A 17,871-nucleotide genomic window follows, 5' to 3' on the forward strand; every position below is an offset into this window, starting at 1 on the left:
TTGTTGATTTCACATAACGTTGGGTATTCCCGAAGTTCAAACAGCTTAAGGCACGTAATGCCGGGTGGCTCTGCCACTTAGCTGGTTGAATTTGTCCGGTGAATTTGCTCTTCCGAAATGCCTTTTCTGGACCAAGGGTCGGGCTTGTCTCGGCCCGATGCTTGAATGTAATGTTATGCAAAGGTACCATGAATTCATTGAATCTACTTAGAAATCCTGTTTAATTCACGATCACCATTCTCTCCATTCTTCTGTAATATCTTGATCCTCCTCAATTTCTAATCCAGCTAATCTTGCTGCCTTGTCTATAAATTCAGCCAATTCTTCACGTTCCATCGTTTCAATAAAATAATCGTTCGATTCATTCAATTCATTAAAAGAAATTACAATTTCTTCTACAGCCTTCATAATACTTTCAGGATATTTAGTTTCTTGTAATAATATTAATTGGTTTAGATAGTTATCCAGGACTTTATCAGACATTAATAATCTCTCTTCCGTAAAAAGATCATCTCCGTATTCAACCATTCTTTTGTTCCACAATTGAGTTGGTTTTTCATTAAATAGGTCCTGTAATGTCATTGGGCATATCCCTCATTTTCTTGTTTTTGTTTTAATAGATTTTTAAAATTGTTGCATAGTATTTCGCATATGAGTTTGCTTACTAACTTGCTTTTCACTTCACTTATCTAATTTTTTCTTTGATTCCTCTTTTTTCATCTGTTAGTACACCCTTAATGAAAGATCAAGTACGGTCAACATCTGGTCAGTACAATTGGCTTGGAGGGTTTATTCCCTTCTAAGTCTCAGATAATAAAAACCCACCTTCGGCTCTTAACCTTTAGGTGATTTTTTACCTTCTCTTGTTGTTATTGAGGCATGTTAAAAATGCAAGAATAGATGTCCAAAATAGTAACATTAGAGTCATCGCATCTTTTACTTCCATGGTCTCACTTTTCGAAGGAAAACCATGCCCACCCAAGAGTCAATTGTATCTATATTTTACCTGTATTCACATTCGCAAACAAGTGTTCTCATTTATTTACTTGTATTTTTCTTTTATTCTATTTGTTATCCATCATTTCTAGCATATAACGCTTCTGTGTTCACGATGTCCCTCTGACTTATGCGAACGAAATGAGCGGCCGCGGTGCGTATGTGTCCGCCTGCCCCCACTCCCTGGCATTCCTTTTTGCCGGACCAAGGAACCGCAGGCTCCGATGCGTGGATATGATGTTATCTGATGAATTGGCCAAAAGAAAACAGTTCAACTTTCCCTCTATGACATAAGGCAAAGATGAACTGTCTTTAGTTCCTGTTAAAATCTCTATGAGCACAAGTAGCAACTTCTTCCCCCATCAAGCCAACAAAGCCTGAGCGATCTGATCCACAATGCCATTGATGCCTGTGGGTCCATAACAGCCGATCCATGTCGCGGCATCGACCGAGTGTATGTGCTGGCGCTCAACGGTATCAAGCATTCCCCAGACACGTTGCTCTGTCGCAGATATTCCCTCCTGCATGAGTTCATGGCTAAGCAAGAAGTAATGGCTGGCATGTACAGCCGGTAGTCTGTCAACTGTGATGTGATAGGCCGTGTCGGAGGTATCTGCCACAAATAACGGAACAGGCAGACCTAGATCATGGTACAGCACAGCCCCTGTACGATGAGAGGCAGAATGCACGCGAACCAGAGAATCCAGCGGACGGATCAGTGCCACGCTCTTGCCTGCCAGAACGGGAGCAAGTTCTTCGGACAGCAATGTGGTTCGTCGGTGATAATCCGCTATAATACGCTTTGCCTCTTCTCGTTTGCCTGTCAGTTCACCGAACAGAGTCAGAATAATCTGCCAGTTTTCATTGCGCTTAAACATGAGAACTGGAGCGATCCGGCTTAACTGTTCATAGTGCGGCTCATGTACCTCGGTGCAAATAATTAGATCCGGAGACAGTCGTTCCACTGCAAGCAGGTCGGGGTACTCATATGTTCCGAGTAATTCAGTATTCTGAAGTCCTGCCCTGATCGTTTGAGGGAAATGTAACACTGCATTGCCTAGTCCTACACTACCTGCTGGAGAGAGCCCCAGCGCAAGCAAATGATCGGCATATTGCACATCGAGTACAGCGATACGCTTCGGAGATCCGATAACATAGTATTCCCCTCGCATATGACATATCACCGAGCCTTGGGCCGACTCATATGAAGAAGCTGTGCGGTTCCGCTGCAAGGAATGGGCATAGTCTATATCTGTTTTCGAAGCGGCATCAAGCCTATAACGTAGCGGAGGGACGCCATAATATTTCTTAAACGCCCTACTAAAATAATACATGTCGCGATAGCCCATTCTGTCAGCAATTTCACCGATGGGAGCATCCGTGTGACGCAGCATCCGCGATGCACTCTCCATGCGCAACTGAATGACATACTCAATCAGTCCGAGCTGCTTCTCTTGTTTGAATCGTCGCTGCAGCTGTCTTAAGCTGCATCCAGCAAGGGCTGCCAGCTCTTTAAGCTCCAGATTCTGGCGATAATGCGACGCTATATATGAAGCGACAACATCCACCATGTCAGACGCTTCTCCTCCCTGACCACGTTCGTAATCCATGATCAGTTCGTAGATCATACCCTGAAGCAACGCATTGGCATGAAAACGTTCCATCCCTTCGCCACGACGCCATTTGGCAACGATTTTTTCTGCATTCTCGATCCATTCTGCTTGGGTTACCGAATTTTGCACAAATGAAGTGCGCAACGGATGTTTTCGATATGAAGGCAAAACAAGAGAGGCTCCCTCCATAGAAGAAGCCTTGTACATGATCACGATATAATAAATGTCGTCTGATCTGGCCGTCAGCGTTAAGGATGTCCCCTTAACAATATGACCAGCAAAAAAAGCTCCAATGTGGCAAACCTCACCATTCATTGCAAGCTCTCCTTCCCCTCCGTATGCCAGCAACAACACATTCGAGGTTAATTCCGTTTCGCGAAGAACACTGCCTGTCTGCAAAGTACCGCTATACTCGTCAAGCATCTTGATCGTTGTATCACTCCATAGACTTGTCTGTTCTTGTAGCGGCATTTCTCTCATCTCCTGACAATAGCATCCTTTGCTAGAGTGACTCACATGACTAGGCTTAACCAATTAACTACAACCAGGCCTGTTAGCAAAAGTAAAATTGTTGCTGTTGTCATTTTAATTGAGATTTATTCTCATTGTCAATTTTCGGACATTTTCTGCAATATTCCCCTGACATCTGGTAATAAAAACAACAGGTGGTACGCTTGCTTTTCACGACTGGAATGCTGTCCTTATTTTTTGTGAACCGAGTGAACGGATTTCTTTTTACACCGAACAAATGCCCGGGCGCTCCTTGCGTCAGATATGAAAAATCTGCCTGGATGTGCTGACTTTCTTGCTCAGCATTGTCTACTTCAGGAGTATATAATGGGACAATGCGTATCATGATATTCTCCCAAAGGATACTCATCGAAAGAGGAGCAATCGCAGCAAGCGTCTTTAACAGCGGTGCAAGGTGTAACGAAAACATCTCCTTTACCACCTTTTCCCGCCATACTTCCCTGTCTCCCGTTAGTGCTTCTGCCCGAAGCCCGTTCATAGCCAGAAAAGGAAAACGCGTCTCCCCCTCATTAGCTGTGAGCGTCGGATGATAGAGAAAGCTGTTGTCTAGCCGAAAAGAAACATGCTGATGATGAACGCTCATCGCGGTCAGTAACGGAGCAATCCACAGGTAGCCGATTCGCTTAGCTAACATCGAAGCAGCTACCCTTATGTCAGGCGCACCAATATACTCTTGAAGCCAGCTTAAATACTCTCGGCATGCAGCTTCTTCATGTAGTTGACTCAAAGCAATAATACGGACATTATCTTCAGACGGCTCACCAAGCCGAATCGAGTGTTCTTCCACCGTTTGCTGCCATAAGTCAGTCGATAGATAATGGTCCATTTTAATTCGATCCCAACAGTGCTTCCGATGCCTGATCTACAATAATATTAATTGCAAGTGGGCCATAATAAGCGATCCAAAGTGTAGAATTAACATCATATGCACGGTTATTTTTGACTGCATCAAGGGATTTCCATACTGAGCTGCTATCCAAAGCCTCTGCCTCTGCCGCAAACAACTCATCAGACAGAACAAAATAATGATCTGCACCAATCTCAGGAACTTTCTCCATCGAGATTTCAACGGAGGTATCATCTTTGATCTTCTGGACTAATGCAGGCATTTTTAAGCCCAAATCCTCATACAGAATGCCGCCTGTTCGATGCTCAAGACCATGAACACGAATGCCTTCTTTTCTCGGACGAATAAGTGCTACCGTTTCCTCTCCCAATTTTTCCGACAGCTTCTCCTTCAGTCCTGCAATTTTGTCCTCATAAGCCTTACGCACAGTTTCTGCCTCTGCCTGCTTACCTGTGATCGCAGCCACCGTAGCTAACGTATCTCGCCAGTCCTCGTAGAAGTCAAGTACGATTGTGGGCGCTATTTTGCTTACTCTCTCATACTCTTTCTCTTGAAAATCAGTCATTAAAATAAGATCCGGGTCCAATGCTACAATCGCTTCCAGATTGGGCTTGTCCCTTGTACCTAAAACCTGTACGTCACCCGGCTTATCGCCTAAATATTCTGGAAATGTGGTATTGCCTTCAGCGATAACACTGCCTGCCGGCTGCTCGCCAACGGCTAGCAATTGATCCAGAAATTTGACATCAAGCACAGCAATTTTCTTTGGTTTCTCGTTAAGCGTATACTCACCCTTCTTATGCGAGATCGTAACCGGGAAAGCTCCGGCAGTCTGAGACGCTTCATTTGAAGGCGTTTCCGTTGGAGTTGTAGCAGACGACTCATTGCCGCCATTTGTACCTGCTCCGGCCCCGCAAGCCGTCAGTACAAGAACAAGGGCCAGCATCCAGCCCATTAAAAATCGTGATTTATGGTTAGCATGTGCCATGCTTCCGGCAGCTTGCCTCTTTGTTCCTTTATTCATGCTGAATCCTCCTTATGTATGATAATGATTTTCATTATCGAAATATAAGGCGAGTATAATATATCTCCACATCGCGTTACCATGTACTTTTGCGACATTTCAGCCGGACTAATGCGACATGTAAACCGCTATATCTTCATTTACAATTCTATCAGCTCTTTTACTAATTACTGCATAATCATCGTCTAACGTATCAAGCCAACAAAACCAAGAATCTCCCATTTTTTCTTTCCATTCATTTGGGAGTTCCGTTATTTCTAATCTAGCAACAACTATTTGATCTTTATTTTCTTCAAAAGAATATTTTTCTTTTCATTGGTTTCTACCTCTTGCATCAATGTACATTCCATATCCATTTGTTCCATTGAAACTACAACAGAGGTTTGTATGATAAATTTGTGGGTACTCTTCATTAAATTCTGAATGTGGAAACTCATAAAATGTTCCTTTGGATTCATAAGCCATTTTCGGTGAAACATCTATCTTTAATACCCTTTCATCCGCAGATATTTCTAAAACATTTTGCTTTCTCCTTTTATCAAGTATTTCCTATAACGTTCTTGTATTTATGAACCCGTTAGGGGGTGTCTGCTGAAATTTCTCTCCGACACCCTTCTATCAGACCCAGGCTCCAAAGGAGCCGTAGCTTGAATATTATGTTATGTGATGCCACATCTTCTTCGAACTTTCTACCTACAATTATTTATGGATTTGAACTTTGATTTTAGATATTTGTTTATCTATTAAATTATAGATTTTTTCGATTTCATCTTCTTTGATCTTATTTTTTACCAATTCATTTTTAATTTCTTGTTGAAGTTCAATTAACGCTTTAAGTTTCAATGTTATATACCAGCCTGTCCATTCCGTAACTAGGCTATCGTCAAAGCATTCGCCATCGGTATAAAAGAACATTCTATAATAACCTATTCTCTTTTTTTTGTAGTAAATGTCTAACGTAGATATAACCTGCTGGGAATAGTGACTGTCTGCAATCTGATAATCGGAATGAAAAATAGTTTTATACTCAATTGTATCTATTGAAGGCTTAATATCTTCTAGATTCAATTCATCAAAAAACAAACTAATTTCTTCTGGACATTCTTTCATGTAGTTATTGAATGTTACCCAAAAACCTTCTAAGGTCCTATCCATAATTTTATGTGTATCAATCCAGCTCTCTAGCGCTAAATTATCCAATTGAATCATCCATCCTTTAAAATCTTATGTGATTTCACATAACGTTTCTGTATTCATGAACCCGAGAACCTTAAGCCCCAACGGGGCGGCCGCGACGCGGTTAGGTTCGCAGGTTTTGTCCGCCTAGATCCACTCCATTGAAAATTCCTCGGGAGGATCAAGGAGCCGTCAGGTTCCGCAGCGTGAATAAGATGTTATGTGATGTCGACAACTTCCTCAAATTAGCTAAATGCCTAGTACTGAAATATAATTTTGGGATTTCAATCGCTCTTTAATCCATGTTTGAAATTCGTTAATTAATTTCCTCAGTTTTTCAATGTTATTTTCATAGTCTTTTATAAATTCATCTTCACTACATCCAAAGAAAAAGCCAATATGCTCTTTAAGTGTATTCATTTCGGGTTGTCCTTCAAGAAGATTTATTACTCTTTCTAATCTCCCTAGGATTCTCCACCAAATTTCCTTTTGAATCTCATTAAAAGCATAGTGATCATAAGTAGTATATTCACTTTCAATTGATTTCTCTATAAAACCAAATACTTCTTCGGTCAAAAAGATTGAAGTATCATTCCAACATTGACCAAGATATCTACCCGGCAAAATTTCAATATAACAAGTGCCTTCAAGTTCTTCTTTATTTCTTATTATCTTCATTGTGCTTACCTCTTAAATAATATCGTCGATTTCACATAACGTTCCTGTATTCACGACCCAGCACATGCTGGGTGTCCGGCGAATGCCGGACCTAGGACGAAAGTCCGCAGCGTGAATATTATGTTAGGCGATGGTATTCGTTCTTGAATTATTGTTTAGTTTCTAAAGCCATTAAGTTAATATCATTCAACCGAATATAAGGCTTATCATTTTTATTAAAGTATAATGTTGCTATAAAAATACAATAAACGCCTTTATTCCAGAGTATCTTTTTCAATTTGGAACTATTAGAGATGCTCTCGCTTAATAAAACAGAAAATTCATATCCTTTTCCATCCCATGCGCCACAGTTTAAAAATTGTTTATTCGATGAGATTGAATTAACTTCGCCCCAAAATATTCTTTTTTCTCCTTTGAGTGAATGATCTGCACTTTTAAAATCTATAATTAAATCAAAAGGATCTTTGTAGTTTTACCTTCAAAAATTATTGGGATATCAATATCATCTAAAAGATTATGAATCGCATACTTTAATAGTTTTTTCAATGTAATTTTACAGGACTTATGTTAAGCGTTGCTTCTGTCTTCCTGAGTTGACTTCATTTTGATCCTTTACTGACATAAATCTAATTTCTTGGTTCTAATTCTTGGCATACCAATTTAAAATCTCTTTATGCGTTCTTTCAATCTTTCTGTTAAATCGTTCTTTGTGCTCTTCTTTAATATCGTTGGGATCATATCCATACCATATCTCACAATTGATCAAAAGATCCCGAATCCCATCCATCGACTCCTGAAAAAGCAACATTAATATTTCCGTAGTTAAACGATCATGTTCGTCATCAGGAGCACCACCTTCAACTAAATTCACAGGATCAAATCTGTTAACGATTTCTCTTAGTTCTAAAAATGTCTTTGAATCTTTTGAGATCTTTATTTCACGATTCTCTTTAGAATTATTTCCGAAATCCATATATTCCCTCCGTGATAAATCTTTAAGTCCACTTTAACGTTTAACAGGCTTAAAACCTGTAAAGTGTTTGCTTTGTAGATTACACCTCTTGTTCGAATCCGCTTCGTCGATCTTGGTAATTCCTCGACTTTGAATCGTTCTTAAATGCGCTCTTCTAGAAGTTGCGCTTAACGTTCCTGTATTCATGAACCCGTAGGGTTGTCTGCTGAAATGCCTCCCTGAAACCCATCCAGCAGACCAAGGCTCCATCTGGAGCCGCTGCTTGAATATTATGTTATACGATGGAATCACTTCTTCGATTAACCAGCATCCATTCTTGATTCTAATCTTTCATTGTTCTGCTATATGTTCCAATAAATCTCCTGGCTGACAACCTAAAGCCGCACATAATTTATCAATCACTTCTAACGACACATATTCGTTCGTATTGAGTTTCGCCATTGTAGCAGACGAAATACCTGTCATTTTCAATAAATCCTGCTTCTTAATCTCCCTGTCGATCAATAATTTTTGAAAAGGTTTATAACTAATCATCTGATATTCCTTTCACACATCAAGTGAATTTTCTTTAATTATATGAAAGTATATTTTCTTTATCAAAAACATCTTCAACATGTATTGACTTAATTATTTAATATAATAAAATTATATTTAATAAGTTGAAGTTTTATTCATAAAATCAAATACATTGAATGGTGTTCAAAATGCATAATTCTTTAGAACTCTTACTTGATTCACTGATTCATACTCGAATTGAATCTTTATATGGCGAGCTTATCAAAAACAACTCCAGCTACAACCAAATCTCATCCGAACGGAATCTTTACTTCAAGCAGTTACATGAAGGAGTACCGGAGAATATACAGAAGACCCTATTCCTTTACGATGATGCTGAGCTTTCTGTTCAAGCTATTTTAGAACGTGAAATTTATTTGCAAGGTTTTAAGGACGCTCTTCACCTGCATAACGAATTACATATATCTTTAGATTGAGAGCCTTCTGGCTCTTTTTCATTTTGATTCTGTCGTATAACGTTCCTGTATTTACGACCCAGCGTATGCTGGGTGTACGGCTTCTGCCGGACCAAGGGCGCCCGTAGCGTGAATATATTGTTATCGGATGTTCTATTTTTCCAGCGAAAACCCTCTCAGAATTTCATTGTCTAATTTTTCTTCTAAGAGTTTATTAAGAGGTTTGTCTCTAGGTTCTATACATATTTCATCTATAATTATTTTAATAATATCTTTAAATTGTTCTTGTATAGTTGTAAATGGTATATACTTACTAGTGGTTTCATTGATCTGTATTTCTTCCCCATCTCTTGTGATTAAGATCGCCTCAAATTTATACTTATTCCAAATATTAATATATACTCCAAACCGATATTCAAGTGGTTCCTTCATCCAATCCTCTTTGAGCTTAATTATATCTAGTCGCTTATCATGAGGATTTTTCTTAACCTCAACAACTAAAAAATTAAATTTATTTGTTCTTCTTTTATGAAAAATAATATCGGGTCTTTTATTTTCATAATTTCGTTTTGTTACATCAACTTCTTTATTCAACCAAAAAATATACTTACTAAGTTCGTTACACAAATGATAAGTTAAGTTCCATTCTGTCATGCCTGTTTGACTTGTATAATCAAAGAAGTCATGCTCATTCTCAAAAAAGTTTTGGATAGACGAATAGATTATATTTTTCACTAGGTTTTCCATGAATTTCACTCCTTTATGGAATTTCCGATAACGTTCCTGTATTCATGGCGTCCGACGAAGTCGGATGTGTCTGCTGAAATACCTTCCCGAAATGCATCCAGCAGACCAAGGCTCTGTGAGGAGCCGCTGCTTGAATATTATGTTAAGTGAAGTTACGGGTTTGATCTCTTGGCTTCAACTTTGTGTTTCAAATTTCTTGAAAATTCTTGTGCAGAATTTTGGACATTTCCTGTGTACTCTATCTCAGTTGCCAATTCAAAAATATAATCCTCTAAAATTTCTTTTAATTCATCTCCACTGCAAGTAACTTCTTCTCCTAGAAAGTATGTAATGACAGCTTCTTGCTGAGTGTCAAAAGTTAATTGCCATATCTCTTTACATTTCTCTTCTGCTCTATCCATCAATATACGTAAAGCATTTTCAGCATGATTCACTGAGTCAATTGCTTCATCTAATTCATCATCATTGATATGCCCTTCTTGTGTTATCTCCATCCAACTAGCTGGATAAAAACACTCAAGACTTTCATCTAAGTTTGAATTCAAATCCGAAAGCCTGCCCCAATATTCGCAAAAATCAATATACTCGGCGGTGACCATTTCAATTGCCTCTATCCAATCTTCCTTCTTATTAAAATCAAAAGGATAACTTCGATGCTTCATTCCAAGTATATGATTCAGTTGCTTTATTTTTTCTTGTTGGTCTTTTGAAATAAACATGATTATTTACCTCCATAAATAAGAGTTTAGTAATTTCACTTAACGTTCTTGTATTCACGAACCCTCACTGGCTTAAGGAGCGAACGCGCCGGGTCCGACGGACTTAGCCAGTGCAGGGTTGTCCGGCTGCTTCCACTCCCCCAAAATGTCTCTGCCGGACCGAGGGCCGAATGGCCCGATGCGTGAATATTTTGTTATCTGGTGCCAATGCCTTCTTGATTAACTTTCAAATGTTGCTTTGACTCGTTTTGAGTTTTTAAAATACAAAATCCATATTGATCCAAAAATAATTGTAGAGATTAAACTTGGGAGTTCATCTATTTTGTTAATTGTGAGAATGAAGTTTAAAAATCCAAATATTATAGTGATTATTTCAATTTGAATTATTATATTTGGTCCTTTCCTTTTCTTCTTCAATATAAGCACTAGAGAAACAATAATTAAGACTTCAGAAAATAAATAGATTCCGACAGAAATAGTTCTAGCAAGATTCCAACCAATTGTTCCAACTAACATATAAATATAAAATTCGAAATAAAGACCTATTAAATTACTTATAAGTAGATAAAAAGAATAGATCACAAAGAAAAGCAGCCAGCCTTTAATTCCACTCATACTATTCTGAGATAATTGCATTATTGGCTCCTTAATCTTTGTCTTTTATTTGCATTGAGCATTGGTTTCAGATAACGTCTTATTTACGAACTTCCGAAAGAATACTCTCTTCGTCATATTCACGAACTTCGTGAATCCTGCACTTTTCTCCTTATTCCCGCACTTTCTGCGTTTCAATCCTCCAGCCCGCTCATCCGATCCAACGGACTTTAAATCTGCCAATGTCCCGCCTACTCACATGTGTATACCGCTCCGTCGTTCGCACACTCTGATGCCCTAGCAGTTCCTGAATATAGCGAAGATCAACCCCATTCTCCAGCAAGTGGGTCGCAAAGGAATGCCTTAGCGAATGGATACTCACCTGTTTGCGAATGCCCGCTTCAGCCAGCACTTTTTCAAACACTTTCTGCGCTGAACGTTCAGTCAGGTGGCGGCCTTCCCTCTGCCCTGGAAACAGCCAGTCTGCTGGCTGCTCCCCCCTATATACTGCTCGACCACCGCAAAAGCCGCTTCGGATAGCAGCGTTTGCCGATCCTTCCTGCCCTTTCCCTGACGAACTTTCAGTACTTTCCGTTTACGGTCGCAGTCTTCAAGACGCAACCTCACCACTTCGCTTACCCGTAGCCCGGATGTATACGTCAGGTACAGAATAGCCTTATGCTTTGGATTTTTCACTGCTTTCAACAGACGCATAACCTCATTCAGGGACAGCACATCTAGCAGTTACTCTCCTTTTTCGGACGAACATAGGCGGCGGATTTGGGCTGCTTTAGCACATCGCGAAAGTAAAATTTCAGCGCGCTGATCGCTTGGTTAACATAAGCGTGCGAAAGGCCTTTTTCGAGCAGCGCCAACGCGTATTTTTGCACCGTCGCATCATTTATGCTTGCTTCGTTCCCTTGCAATCCGGCAAAAAAACGTTCCGTTTGCGATATGTATGCTTTAATCGTCTTGCTGCTGTAGCCCCTTGCCGCCGATCCAGCCATTCCCGGATGAACGGCAGCTCTTTATCCAAGCGCTCGTCGCACTCGAACTTGCAGCTCCGATACGCTTCCAACATGCTTTCTACAGCTGAGATCTATAAGGAATGGTCCATATTTTTTCGTCTGGAACCCATTTCCTGCTCGGTATGGATCGAATCCCTTCTCGCTCCTTGACTCCGTATCGCTCCAACCGTACGCCGATCGTTTTTTCATCCCGATAAAGTAGGTTTATCTTCATCTCACTTGCCTCCTTAGTATATCAGCCGTTCAAAAAATTGGAAATCTAATTTTACACAAAAAAAGGGACTTAAGACGGGTATTCATCTTAAGAACCTGATTCTTTCAGAGTAAATTATTGATCCTTAAAGTTCAATTTTCATCATCATAAAGTGTCTTGTCTTTACTTGTCCAGTTCCTCCGTCACATCATCCCATAGCATCGCCGCCACCTACCATGTTACTCAACCTTAAACTGTTTTAATTCGTCTTGAAGCTTAGTGGACAATTGGTTTAATTGTTTGGATAGTTCAGCAACCTGTTCGAAGCTCTCCAATTGTTCCTGCGTGCTGGCGCTGACCTCTTCGGTTGAAGCGGAATTCTCTTCTGTGGTGGAAGAGATGATTTCCAGCGCCTGCAAAATCTCATCTTTGTGCTTGTGGACTTTGGAGGTGTTCGTGCTGATCTGGATCATTCGCAATTTCAAATCTTCCAAATCCTTGTTAATACTAAAGAACACTTGCTTCGTGTCCTCCACCGATCTGGCATTTTCTTCTGCGATTTTAAGACCGTGAACGGTATGCTCAACCGATACACTGGTTTTTTCTTCGATGACACGGACCTTCTTGTAGATTTCCTGTGTCGCCAGCGCCGTCTGCTCAGCCAGCTTGCGAACCTCCCCGGCAACCACGGCAAACCCTTTGCCCTGTTCGCCTGCACGCGCAGCTTCAATAGAAGCATTGAGCGCCAGCAGGTTGGTCTGCGTTGCAATTTGGTTAACCGTATCCACGATGCTCGAAATCTCATGACGGCTCAGATCGATATCCTGAATGATGGCCGACATCGCTTGTGTGGAATTATGATTTTCTTCCGCCCATTTGGATAGCTGGTCTACTACCGCAAGCCCTTGTCCGCTTTGTTCGACCGAGGTTTGCACCATAGATTCGATGGCTTTTGTATCATTGGCAATTTCGTCAATTTGTCCAGATAATGCTCCAGTTTTCTGCAAAATGTTATCTGTTTCAGTGGACTGGTAGTTCGTCGCATTGGCAATTTCATTGATTGCTGTCGCCGTATCGTTCATCGTGATTGCAGTTCTGGAAGAAATGGATTGCAAATCATGAGAAGACTGATTCAAGACTTGGGCTGATCCACCAACCATTTGGAGCATACCTTGAATTTTTTGAATCATATTGTAAACTCCTTGATGAATTTGCCCGATTTCGTTGTTGGAATGCGTATCAAACTGAACGGTCATATCTCCATTCTCAATCATCTTGATTTTGGCGAGCAATTTCGGGATTGCTCTTAACTGATAGCGGAGCGTTATATAACAAATCACAACGAGCATAATGGTGGCTGCCGAAAAACCGCCGATAATAATTTGGGTAAACGCTTTTAATTCTGCGAGCGCCTCTTGTTGAGAAATGGTTAAGCCTACAGACCACCCTGTATCTTTACTGGTTCCATACCCGATATAACGAGGTTCCCCATTATCATAAATCAACTGTACTCCGGACTCACCGGCAATCATTTTCTTGCCAATCTCGCCAAGATCTCCTGTGTTTTCGTTAATCTTTTCTTTCAGCACTTTATTTTGATCAGGGTGATACAAAATATCACCTGTTTTGGATGCAAGAATCGAATAGCCTGTGCTTCCAAGCGAATAGCTTTGCATAATGGCAGGGATGTCTTTTAAGGCAATATCAACAACTGCAAATCCGATTAATTGGTTACTGTTATCCTTGATTGGATAGAAAATGCCCATTATCATATTACCCGAATTGACGTCCTTATAGGGTTCTGAGTAGTATAAACCGTCTGCTTCAACAGCTGGCTTGAAGTATGGGCGTGTATGAATATCGAAGTCGGGCTTGGAAGTAATACCATCATTCTGTAAATAGAAACCTTTGCCAGCTATTCCCGCAATCCAAGCATCGGCAAAAGATGGCTCTGCCTTTACAATCGCTGCTAGGGTCGCTTCGGTTTCCGCAGCATATGGAGAAGTTTTCACCATCTCAGCCGATTCAGTAGTCTCTATATATTTCTTAAAGAGATTATTGGTTGACATTTGTTGGACAAGCGAGCCCTTTTCCTTAAATAACGCATCAAATTGACTGACGACCGCTTGCGTCTTGGCCTGAAGCATGGCCTCTTGCTGCTTGACAAGCATGCTTTGCGTGCTTGAATACATGAACGTCCCCAAGGTTGCAAAAACGAGAACGATAATGACTAACAAGACCATGGCCAATGTGTTGGCCATGCTCAATGATTTGAATAGGCGATTCTTAATACTTTGTAACATGGTTTCATCTCCCAAAGAATAGTGAGCGAAAAGCTCTTAAATAATATGTCGGAAGTTTACAGTTGTATTAATATACTTTCCATTGAATTTTAATTAATTTTTAATAAACGCAATTTAAAGTTTCGTATCTTAGTCTTAAGCTATTGCTCCAAAGAAAAGCTTGGCTTAACAACTTTAGTTGCCAGTTGACCCCTCATAGACTCCCTCAAAATTTGTTCTACAACCTAACAAAAGCAGCACAAAGAGCCTCCGTCAGACGCAGGCTCTTTACTAAAAGCTATGTATGAGAACGCAGGGTTTTGCGGACTTAGAGCGTTTCAGCGATCCATAAGCTCAACCCTCATCCTCCGTCGTTAACCCAACTGCATCGTTGTGATACATGTATCGTTTTTCTCATATGTAGAGAATTCCGTTTGGGCCGTTTTACCTTCATGGTTCACACTAATGCGGTAGGTTTTATCTCTTGGCAGCCATAGATCAATAAAACCATTGGGTTGTGATTTCATGGCAGCATTCTCCATGATGATATTCCCTTCGGAGTCGTGAACAGTCACATTGAACGCCCCATTTTTTATTTCGCCTTGGCAACCGGTTAGACTATGAGTTGCACAAGGGTGGGTCTGGTCTACATATGGCGCAATCGAAACAAAAAACTCGTTGTCAGGCAAATTATAAGTTATGGGTTGTGTATTGTTCCCGGTGACTATCAACTGACTGGAATTAATAGAAGCGGATTGGGCTGTTGCCTTGCCTGCACTGATATCATGCACCAATTGCTTGATATCTGTTGTCCCGAGCTTGTCCGCTCCTTCTTTCTGAAAATTTCCTGCAATCAGGTACGTGCCTAATGCCGCAACAACCAACCCTGAAGCGACCAAGATTCCTTTTTTCATCTGGAGTTCATCTCCTTGTCCGTTTTTAAACATTATAATGTAGAACGCATCGTAACGGACAAAATACAGCACTGAAGTCACCAGATATTCACATCTTTGCTTGTTTATTCAGACATATCTGGGGCACAATTCTTTTTAACGATCCCGGTTCACAATATAATTCATTAGATGCTTCAGAAAAGCGATATTGCGTGGCACCTCTTTTAATGCTTCCATGGCAAGGCAGTAGTGCTCCCACATCTCTTTACTGGCACCTTCGTAGCCAAGGATGGACACAAAATTCGAATTATTGTTATCTGAATCCTGACCCACAGGTTTTCCAAGTAAGAGCGTATCTCCTTCCACATCAAGCAAATCATCTTTGATCTGAAAAGCAATCCCCATATGATAGGCGAATTTCTGCAAAGCGGCAATCTCCGACTCCTCGGCCTGTGCAAGCATGGCTGGCATAACGAGACAAGCCTCGAACGCCACTCCTGTTTTGTAAAAGCACATCATATTCAGCTGCTCCAATGTCAAAGCCTTTCCTTTGGAATCCAGATCCATCGCCTGACCCATACACATATCCTCTGCCTTACGGGCCGAGTATTGGATCAAGGCAAGCACAGTCTCAGCATTGAACTGACTCAGTGATGCTTGCTCCCCGATGGCCTTCTGGATCAGATATAGTCCGGTTAATTCCGCAGTAGCGCTATTGTGCACCTGATGTAATGTCTGACGCCCTCTACGGGTAGAAGCGTTATCCTGGGAAGGCAAATCATCAAAAATCAGGGAGGCTGTATGCATATATTCCAATGATCTTAGAAGAGGCACGATTGCCAATGCGTCTAAGCCATATTCGTTCACACCCATGACCCAAGTCAAAATAGGTCGTATCCTTTTCCCATCCCCCTCGAGACTATAATTTGCAGCATCAATAAGCTGTTCTTTCATGGCCTCGATCCCAGAAGGCTTGGTAATTTTCAATTGGTTGTTAATCTGGTCACGGACTGTTTTGACCGTATTCATAAAGTCTTCCTTTTCCCTCGAATCGTTTTTCAGATGGGTAATCATCTGGTCCCGAAGCAGCTTATCGAAGAATTCTACATCCTCTGCTTTGCCCACCATCTTCTGAATGAGACGATTAAATTCAGGATTTCCGGATGCCAAAATCTCCATTATTTCATTGTACTTTTCTGCACCTACCCGTTCTTTATAACGTTTGAGTCCATTTATTGCACGGTCCAGTATCACCTCGCGAGCCATAGCATCCGAGTCATATACGTTATGGATCAAATTAGAAATGACCGCCCAGTATAGTTCGAAGGGATTGATCAAATCCGATCTCTGACGATGATATTTTAAATAATAGGTATAGGGTGTTACCGCACCGTCTCTCATATCGTCAGCCATATCTGCAAAATCATCAGCAAGCTGGTTATAGATACCATAATAGAATGTTCGTTGCTCAAACCCTTCATCCTCAGGAGCACTAATGACGGAACGGACAATCAAGCGGGAAGAAGCAGATTTTAAAATAACGGGTATATAAAGTTCTTCATTGGTGTAATTAGCTCGTGTTAGATCCTTATCCCGGTCGATATCTTGAGAATGAAAAAAAACATAGGACTGCTCGAAAAAGGTTTGCTGTGTGTCTGGCCGCTGATGTGCCTTAATATACTCAAAAGCATCCGAGAGCTCCGAATGGATATAGCGAATGAACTTCATATGATCGCCGGTCCAGTCGCCCAGTTCTGGCACAGATCCGGTAAGAAGCGCGGTACGTATCATATGGGAATATTGTTCTTTCTCTTGAACGGTCAACAGCTGAGAATCGAGCAGATCATCAATAAAAGGATAAGTCAACCCATAGGAATACCCAAGCCTGATGGCTTCATCCAGTCTGCGCGAACGTTCAACAGGTGACACGGCTTCGTCCATTTCTTCCATCACATGCAGAATAACCCCAATGATGATTTTAATCAGTTTGCGCTGGGCATGCTCTGCATCCATTTCCTCAGGAATATAAGAAGATACAGAGTTAAGCTTGTTGATTAGCCAGATTACAGTCGTTTCGATCCCTTCCTTTTGAGACCACCGATACACCCCGGCTATATTCATAAACTCCGGTTGATTTCTTCTATTAGCACGGGTAGGTTGAAGCAAATATCTTTTCACGTCAGCAATGACGCGCTGAATCCGGGTCTGTGTGTCCGCAGAATCTAGAGCCTTGCCTAGATCCCTCATGTAAATATAAGAGACACTTCGCTTCAGATAATCATCCAATTTGCCTGTGTAACTCAGCCATTGAATGTATCTGTCATAATCCCGAGTATCCGGCTTTCTCTTATTCCGCGAAAAGAAGGATAACCATGAAGAAGGACGGATATGATTCCTTTTCCATATATGGATATCTTCTGTAAGAGAAGTCACATAAGTCTTATCCTTGACTTGATTATAGAGTGATGCAAAATACTGAAGCGCCTTCTGCTCAGCCAGTTGGTATCCTGTATCGGCTCGAAATTTTTCATTCATATGATGCATTACCTCAACTTCTCATTTTGTTTAAACATGGTTGCATTTCTCCCTGAGGGAACGAGTTTGGA

At 40.9% G+C, this 17,871-nt stretch carries 18 protein-coding genes and 1 pseudogene; 1 reads left to right on the top strand and 18 read right to left on the bottom strand.

Features of this window, described 5'->3' with window-relative positions; genetic code table 11:
* Positions 1-231 precede the first annotated feature (231 nt).
* The 8 genes from ACH59B_RS17395 to ACH59B_RS17430 form a co-directional block, all read right to left on the bottom strand.
* Positions 232-582 carry a hypothetical protein gene (locus tag ACH59B_RS17395; protein WP_123797452.1) on the bottom strand — a complete coding sequence of 117 codons (351 nt, stop codon included), beginning with the start codon at positions 580-582 and terminating at the stop codon, positions 232-234.
* 776 nt (positions 583-1,358) lie between these two features.
* The gene (locus ACH59B_RS17400; RefSeq protein ID WP_193189811.1) at positions 1,359-3,080 is read right to left on the bottom strand and encodes a helix-turn-helix domain-containing protein; all 1,722 of its coding nucleotides are present in this window, start codon (positions 3,078-3,080) and stop codon (positions 1,359-1,361) included.
* A 109-nt stretch (positions 3,081-3,189) separates the two neighbouring features.
* Positions 3,190-3,966, bottom strand: coding sequence for a (2Fe-2S)-binding protein (locus ACH59B_RS17405; RefSeq protein WP_017428270.1), 777 nt, complete (start codon positions 3,964-3,966; stop codon positions 3,190-3,192).
* Position 3,967: 1 nt separating this feature from the next.
* Positions 3,968-5,011 (bottom strand): ABC transporter substrate-binding protein, encoded by a 1,044-nt coding sequence (locus tag ACH59B_RS17410; protein ID WP_193189813.1) that lies wholly within the window; start codon positions 5,009-5,011, stop codon positions 3,968-3,970.
* A 699-nt stretch (positions 5,012-5,710) separates the two neighbouring features.
* The gene (locus ACH59B_RS17415) at positions 5,711-6,211 is read right to left on the bottom strand and encodes a hypothetical protein (RefSeq protein WP_016821718.1); all 501 of its coding nucleotides are present in this window, start codon (positions 6,209-6,211) and stop codon (positions 5,711-5,713) included.
* A gap of 225 nt (positions 6,212-6,436) precedes the next feature.
* Complete coding sequence (locus ACH59B_RS17420; RefSeq protein ID WP_107733220.1) at positions 6,437-6,865, bottom strand: hypothetical protein; 429 nt, start codon at positions 6,863-6,865, stop codon at positions 6,437-6,439.
* A 640-nt stretch (positions 6,866-7,505) separates the two neighbouring features.
* The gene (locus tag ACH59B_RS17425) at positions 7,506-7,838 is read right to left on the bottom strand and encodes a hypothetical protein (protein ID WP_107733219.1); all 333 of its coding nucleotides are present in this window, start codon (positions 7,836-7,838) and stop codon (positions 7,506-7,508) included.
* A gap of 330 nt (positions 7,839-8,168) precedes the next feature.
* On the bottom strand, positions 8,169-8,372 hold the full coding sequence (locus ACH59B_RS17430) for a helix-turn-helix transcriptional regulator (protein WP_010345194.1): 204 nt from the start codon (positions 8,370-8,372) through the stop codon (positions 8,169-8,171).
* A gap of 170 nt (positions 8,373-8,542) precedes the next feature.
* Here ACH59B_RS17430 and ACH59B_RS17435 point away from each other — a divergent pair, with 170 nt between their 5' ends.
* Entirely contained in the window at positions 8,543-8,830 is a 288-nt protein-coding gene (locus ACH59B_RS17435; RefSeq protein ID WP_107733218.1) for a hypothetical protein, read from the top strand.
* A 132-nt stretch (positions 8,831-8,962) separates the two neighbouring features.
* Here the strand turns inward: ACH59B_RS17435 and ACH59B_RS17440 are convergent, their stop codons facing one another.
* The 10 genes and pseudogenes from ACH59B_RS17440 to ACH59B_RS17485 form a co-directional block, all read right to left on the bottom strand.
* Positions 8,963-9,556 (bottom strand): hypothetical protein, encoded by a 594-nt coding sequence (locus tag ACH59B_RS17440; protein WP_107733217.1) that lies wholly within the window; start codon positions 9,554-9,556, stop codon positions 8,963-8,965.
* A gap of 152 nt (positions 9,557-9,708) precedes the next feature.
* The gene (locus tag ACH59B_RS17445; protein ID WP_107733216.1) at positions 9,709-10,275 is read right to left on the bottom strand and encodes a hypothetical protein; all 567 of its coding nucleotides are present in this window, start codon (positions 10,273-10,275) and stop codon (positions 9,709-9,711) included.
* A gap of 219 nt (positions 10,276-10,494) precedes the next feature.
* Positions 10,495-10,911: a DUF2569 family protein gene (locus ACH59B_RS17450; RefSeq protein ID WP_058829979.1), complete on the bottom strand. Its 417-nt coding sequence runs from the start codon at positions 10,909-10,911 to the stop codon at positions 10,495-10,497.
* 169 nt (positions 10,912-11,080) lie between these two features.
* Positions 11,081-11,583, bottom strand: a pseudogene (locus ACH59B_RS17455) (tyrosine-type recombinase/integrase).
* 23 nt (positions 11,584-11,606) lie between these two features.
* Positions 11,607-11,837 carry a phage integrase N-terminal SAM-like domain-containing protein gene (locus ACH59B_RS17460; protein WP_404303992.1) on the bottom strand — a complete coding sequence of 77 codons (231 nt, stop codon included), beginning with the start codon at positions 11,835-11,837 and terminating at the stop codon, positions 11,607-11,609.
* Positions 11,771-11,950 (bottom strand): hypothetical protein, encoded by a 180-nt coding sequence (locus ACH59B_RS17465; RefSeq protein ID WP_404304023.1) that lies wholly within the window; start codon positions 11,948-11,950, stop codon positions 11,771-11,773. Before ACH59B_RS17465 ends, ACH59B_RS17460 begins: the two co-directional genes overlap by 67 nt.
* 5 nt (positions 11,951-11,955) lie before the next feature.
* Positions 11,956-12,111 carry a hypothetical protein gene (locus ACH59B_RS17470; RefSeq protein ID WP_167440810.1) on the bottom strand — a complete coding sequence of 52 codons (156 nt, stop codon included), beginning with the start codon at positions 12,109-12,111 and terminating at the stop codon, positions 11,956-11,958.
* A gap of 218 nt (positions 12,112-12,329) precedes the next feature.
* The gene (locus ACH59B_RS17475) at positions 12,330-14,393 is read right to left on the bottom strand and encodes a methyl-accepting chemotaxis protein (RefSeq protein WP_123797457.1); all 2,064 of its coding nucleotides are present in this window, start codon (positions 14,391-14,393) and stop codon (positions 12,330-12,332) included.
* Between the two features lie 353 nt (positions 14,394-14,746).
* Entirely contained in the window at positions 14,747-15,286 is a 540-nt protein-coding gene (locus ACH59B_RS17480; RefSeq protein ID WP_013372333.1) for a CueP family metal-binding protein, read from the bottom strand.
* A 135-nt stretch (positions 15,287-15,421) separates the two neighbouring features.
* Entirely contained in the window at positions 15,422-17,809 is a 2,388-nt protein-coding gene (locus ACH59B_RS17485; RefSeq protein WP_193189815.1) for a polyprenyl synthetase family protein, read from the bottom strand.
* Positions 17,810-17,871 lie beyond the last annotated feature (62 nt).

It is taken from the genome of Paenibacillus sp. DP01 (genome assembly GCF_044784315.1).
Classification (GTDB): Bacteria; Bacillota; Bacilli; order Paenibacillales; family Paenibacillaceae; genus Paenibacillus; species Paenibacillus polymyxa.

Coding starts and splice junctions, on each gene's coding strand:
- ACH59B_RS17450 (WP_058829979.1), bottom strand. CDS start 10,911: ATGCAATTATCTCAGAATAGTATGAGTGGAATTAAAGGCTGGCTGCTT.
- ACH59B_RS17470 (WP_167440810.1), bottom strand. CDS start 12,111: ATGAAGATAAACCTACTTTATCGGGATGAAAAAACGATCGGCGTACGG.
- ACH59B_RS17465 (WP_404304023.1), bottom strand. CDS start 11,950: ATGTTGGAAGCGTATCGGAGCTGCAAGTTCGAGTGCGACGAGCGCTTG.
- ACH59B_RS17440 (WP_107733217.1), bottom strand. CDS start 9,556: ATGGAAAACCTAGTGAAAAATATAATCTATTCGTCTATCCAAAACTTT.
- ACH59B_RS17405 (WP_017428270.1), bottom strand. CDS start 3,966: ATGGACCATTATCTATCGACTGACTTATGGCAGCAAACGGTGGAAGAA.
- ACH59B_RS17445 (WP_107733216.1), bottom strand. CDS start 10,275: ATGTTTATTTCAAAAGACCAACAAGAAAAAATAAAGCAACTGAATCAT.
- ACH59B_RS17475 (WP_123797457.1), bottom strand. CDS start 14,393: ATGTTACAAAGTATTAAGAATCGCCTATTCAAATCATTGAGCATGGCC.
- ACH59B_RS17435 (WP_107733218.1), top strand. CDS start 8,543: ATGCATAATTCTTTAGAACTCTTACTTGATTCACTGATTCATACTCGA.
- ACH59B_RS17395 (WP_123797452.1), bottom strand. CDS start 582: ATGACATTACAGGACCTATTTAATGAAAAACCAACTCAATTGTGGAAC.
- ACH59B_RS17485 (WP_193189815.1), bottom strand. CDS start 17,809: ATGCATCATATGAATGAAAAATTTCGAGCCGATACAGGATACCAACTG.
- ACH59B_RS17420 (WP_107733220.1), bottom strand. CDS start 6,865: ATGAAGATAATAAGAAATAAAGAAGAACTTGAAGGCACTTGTTATATT.
- ACH59B_RS17410 (WP_193189813.1), bottom strand. CDS start 5,011: ATGAATAAAGGAACAAAGAGGCAAGCTGCCGGAAGCATGGCACATGCT.
- ACH59B_RS17400 (WP_193189811.1), bottom strand. CDS start 3,080: ATGCCGCTACAAGAACAGACAAGTCTATGGAGTGATACAACGATCAAG.
- ACH59B_RS17425 (WP_107733219.1), bottom strand. CDS start 7,838: ATGGATTTCGGAAATAATTCTAAAGAGAATCGTGAAATAAAGATCTCA.
- ACH59B_RS17430 (WP_010345194.1), bottom strand. CDS start 8,372: ATGATTAGTTATAAACCTTTTCAAAAATTATTGATCGACAGGGAGATT.
- ACH59B_RS17480 (WP_013372333.1), bottom strand. CDS start 15,286: ATGAAAAAAGGAATCTTGGTCGCTTCAGGGTTGGTTGTTGCGGCATTA.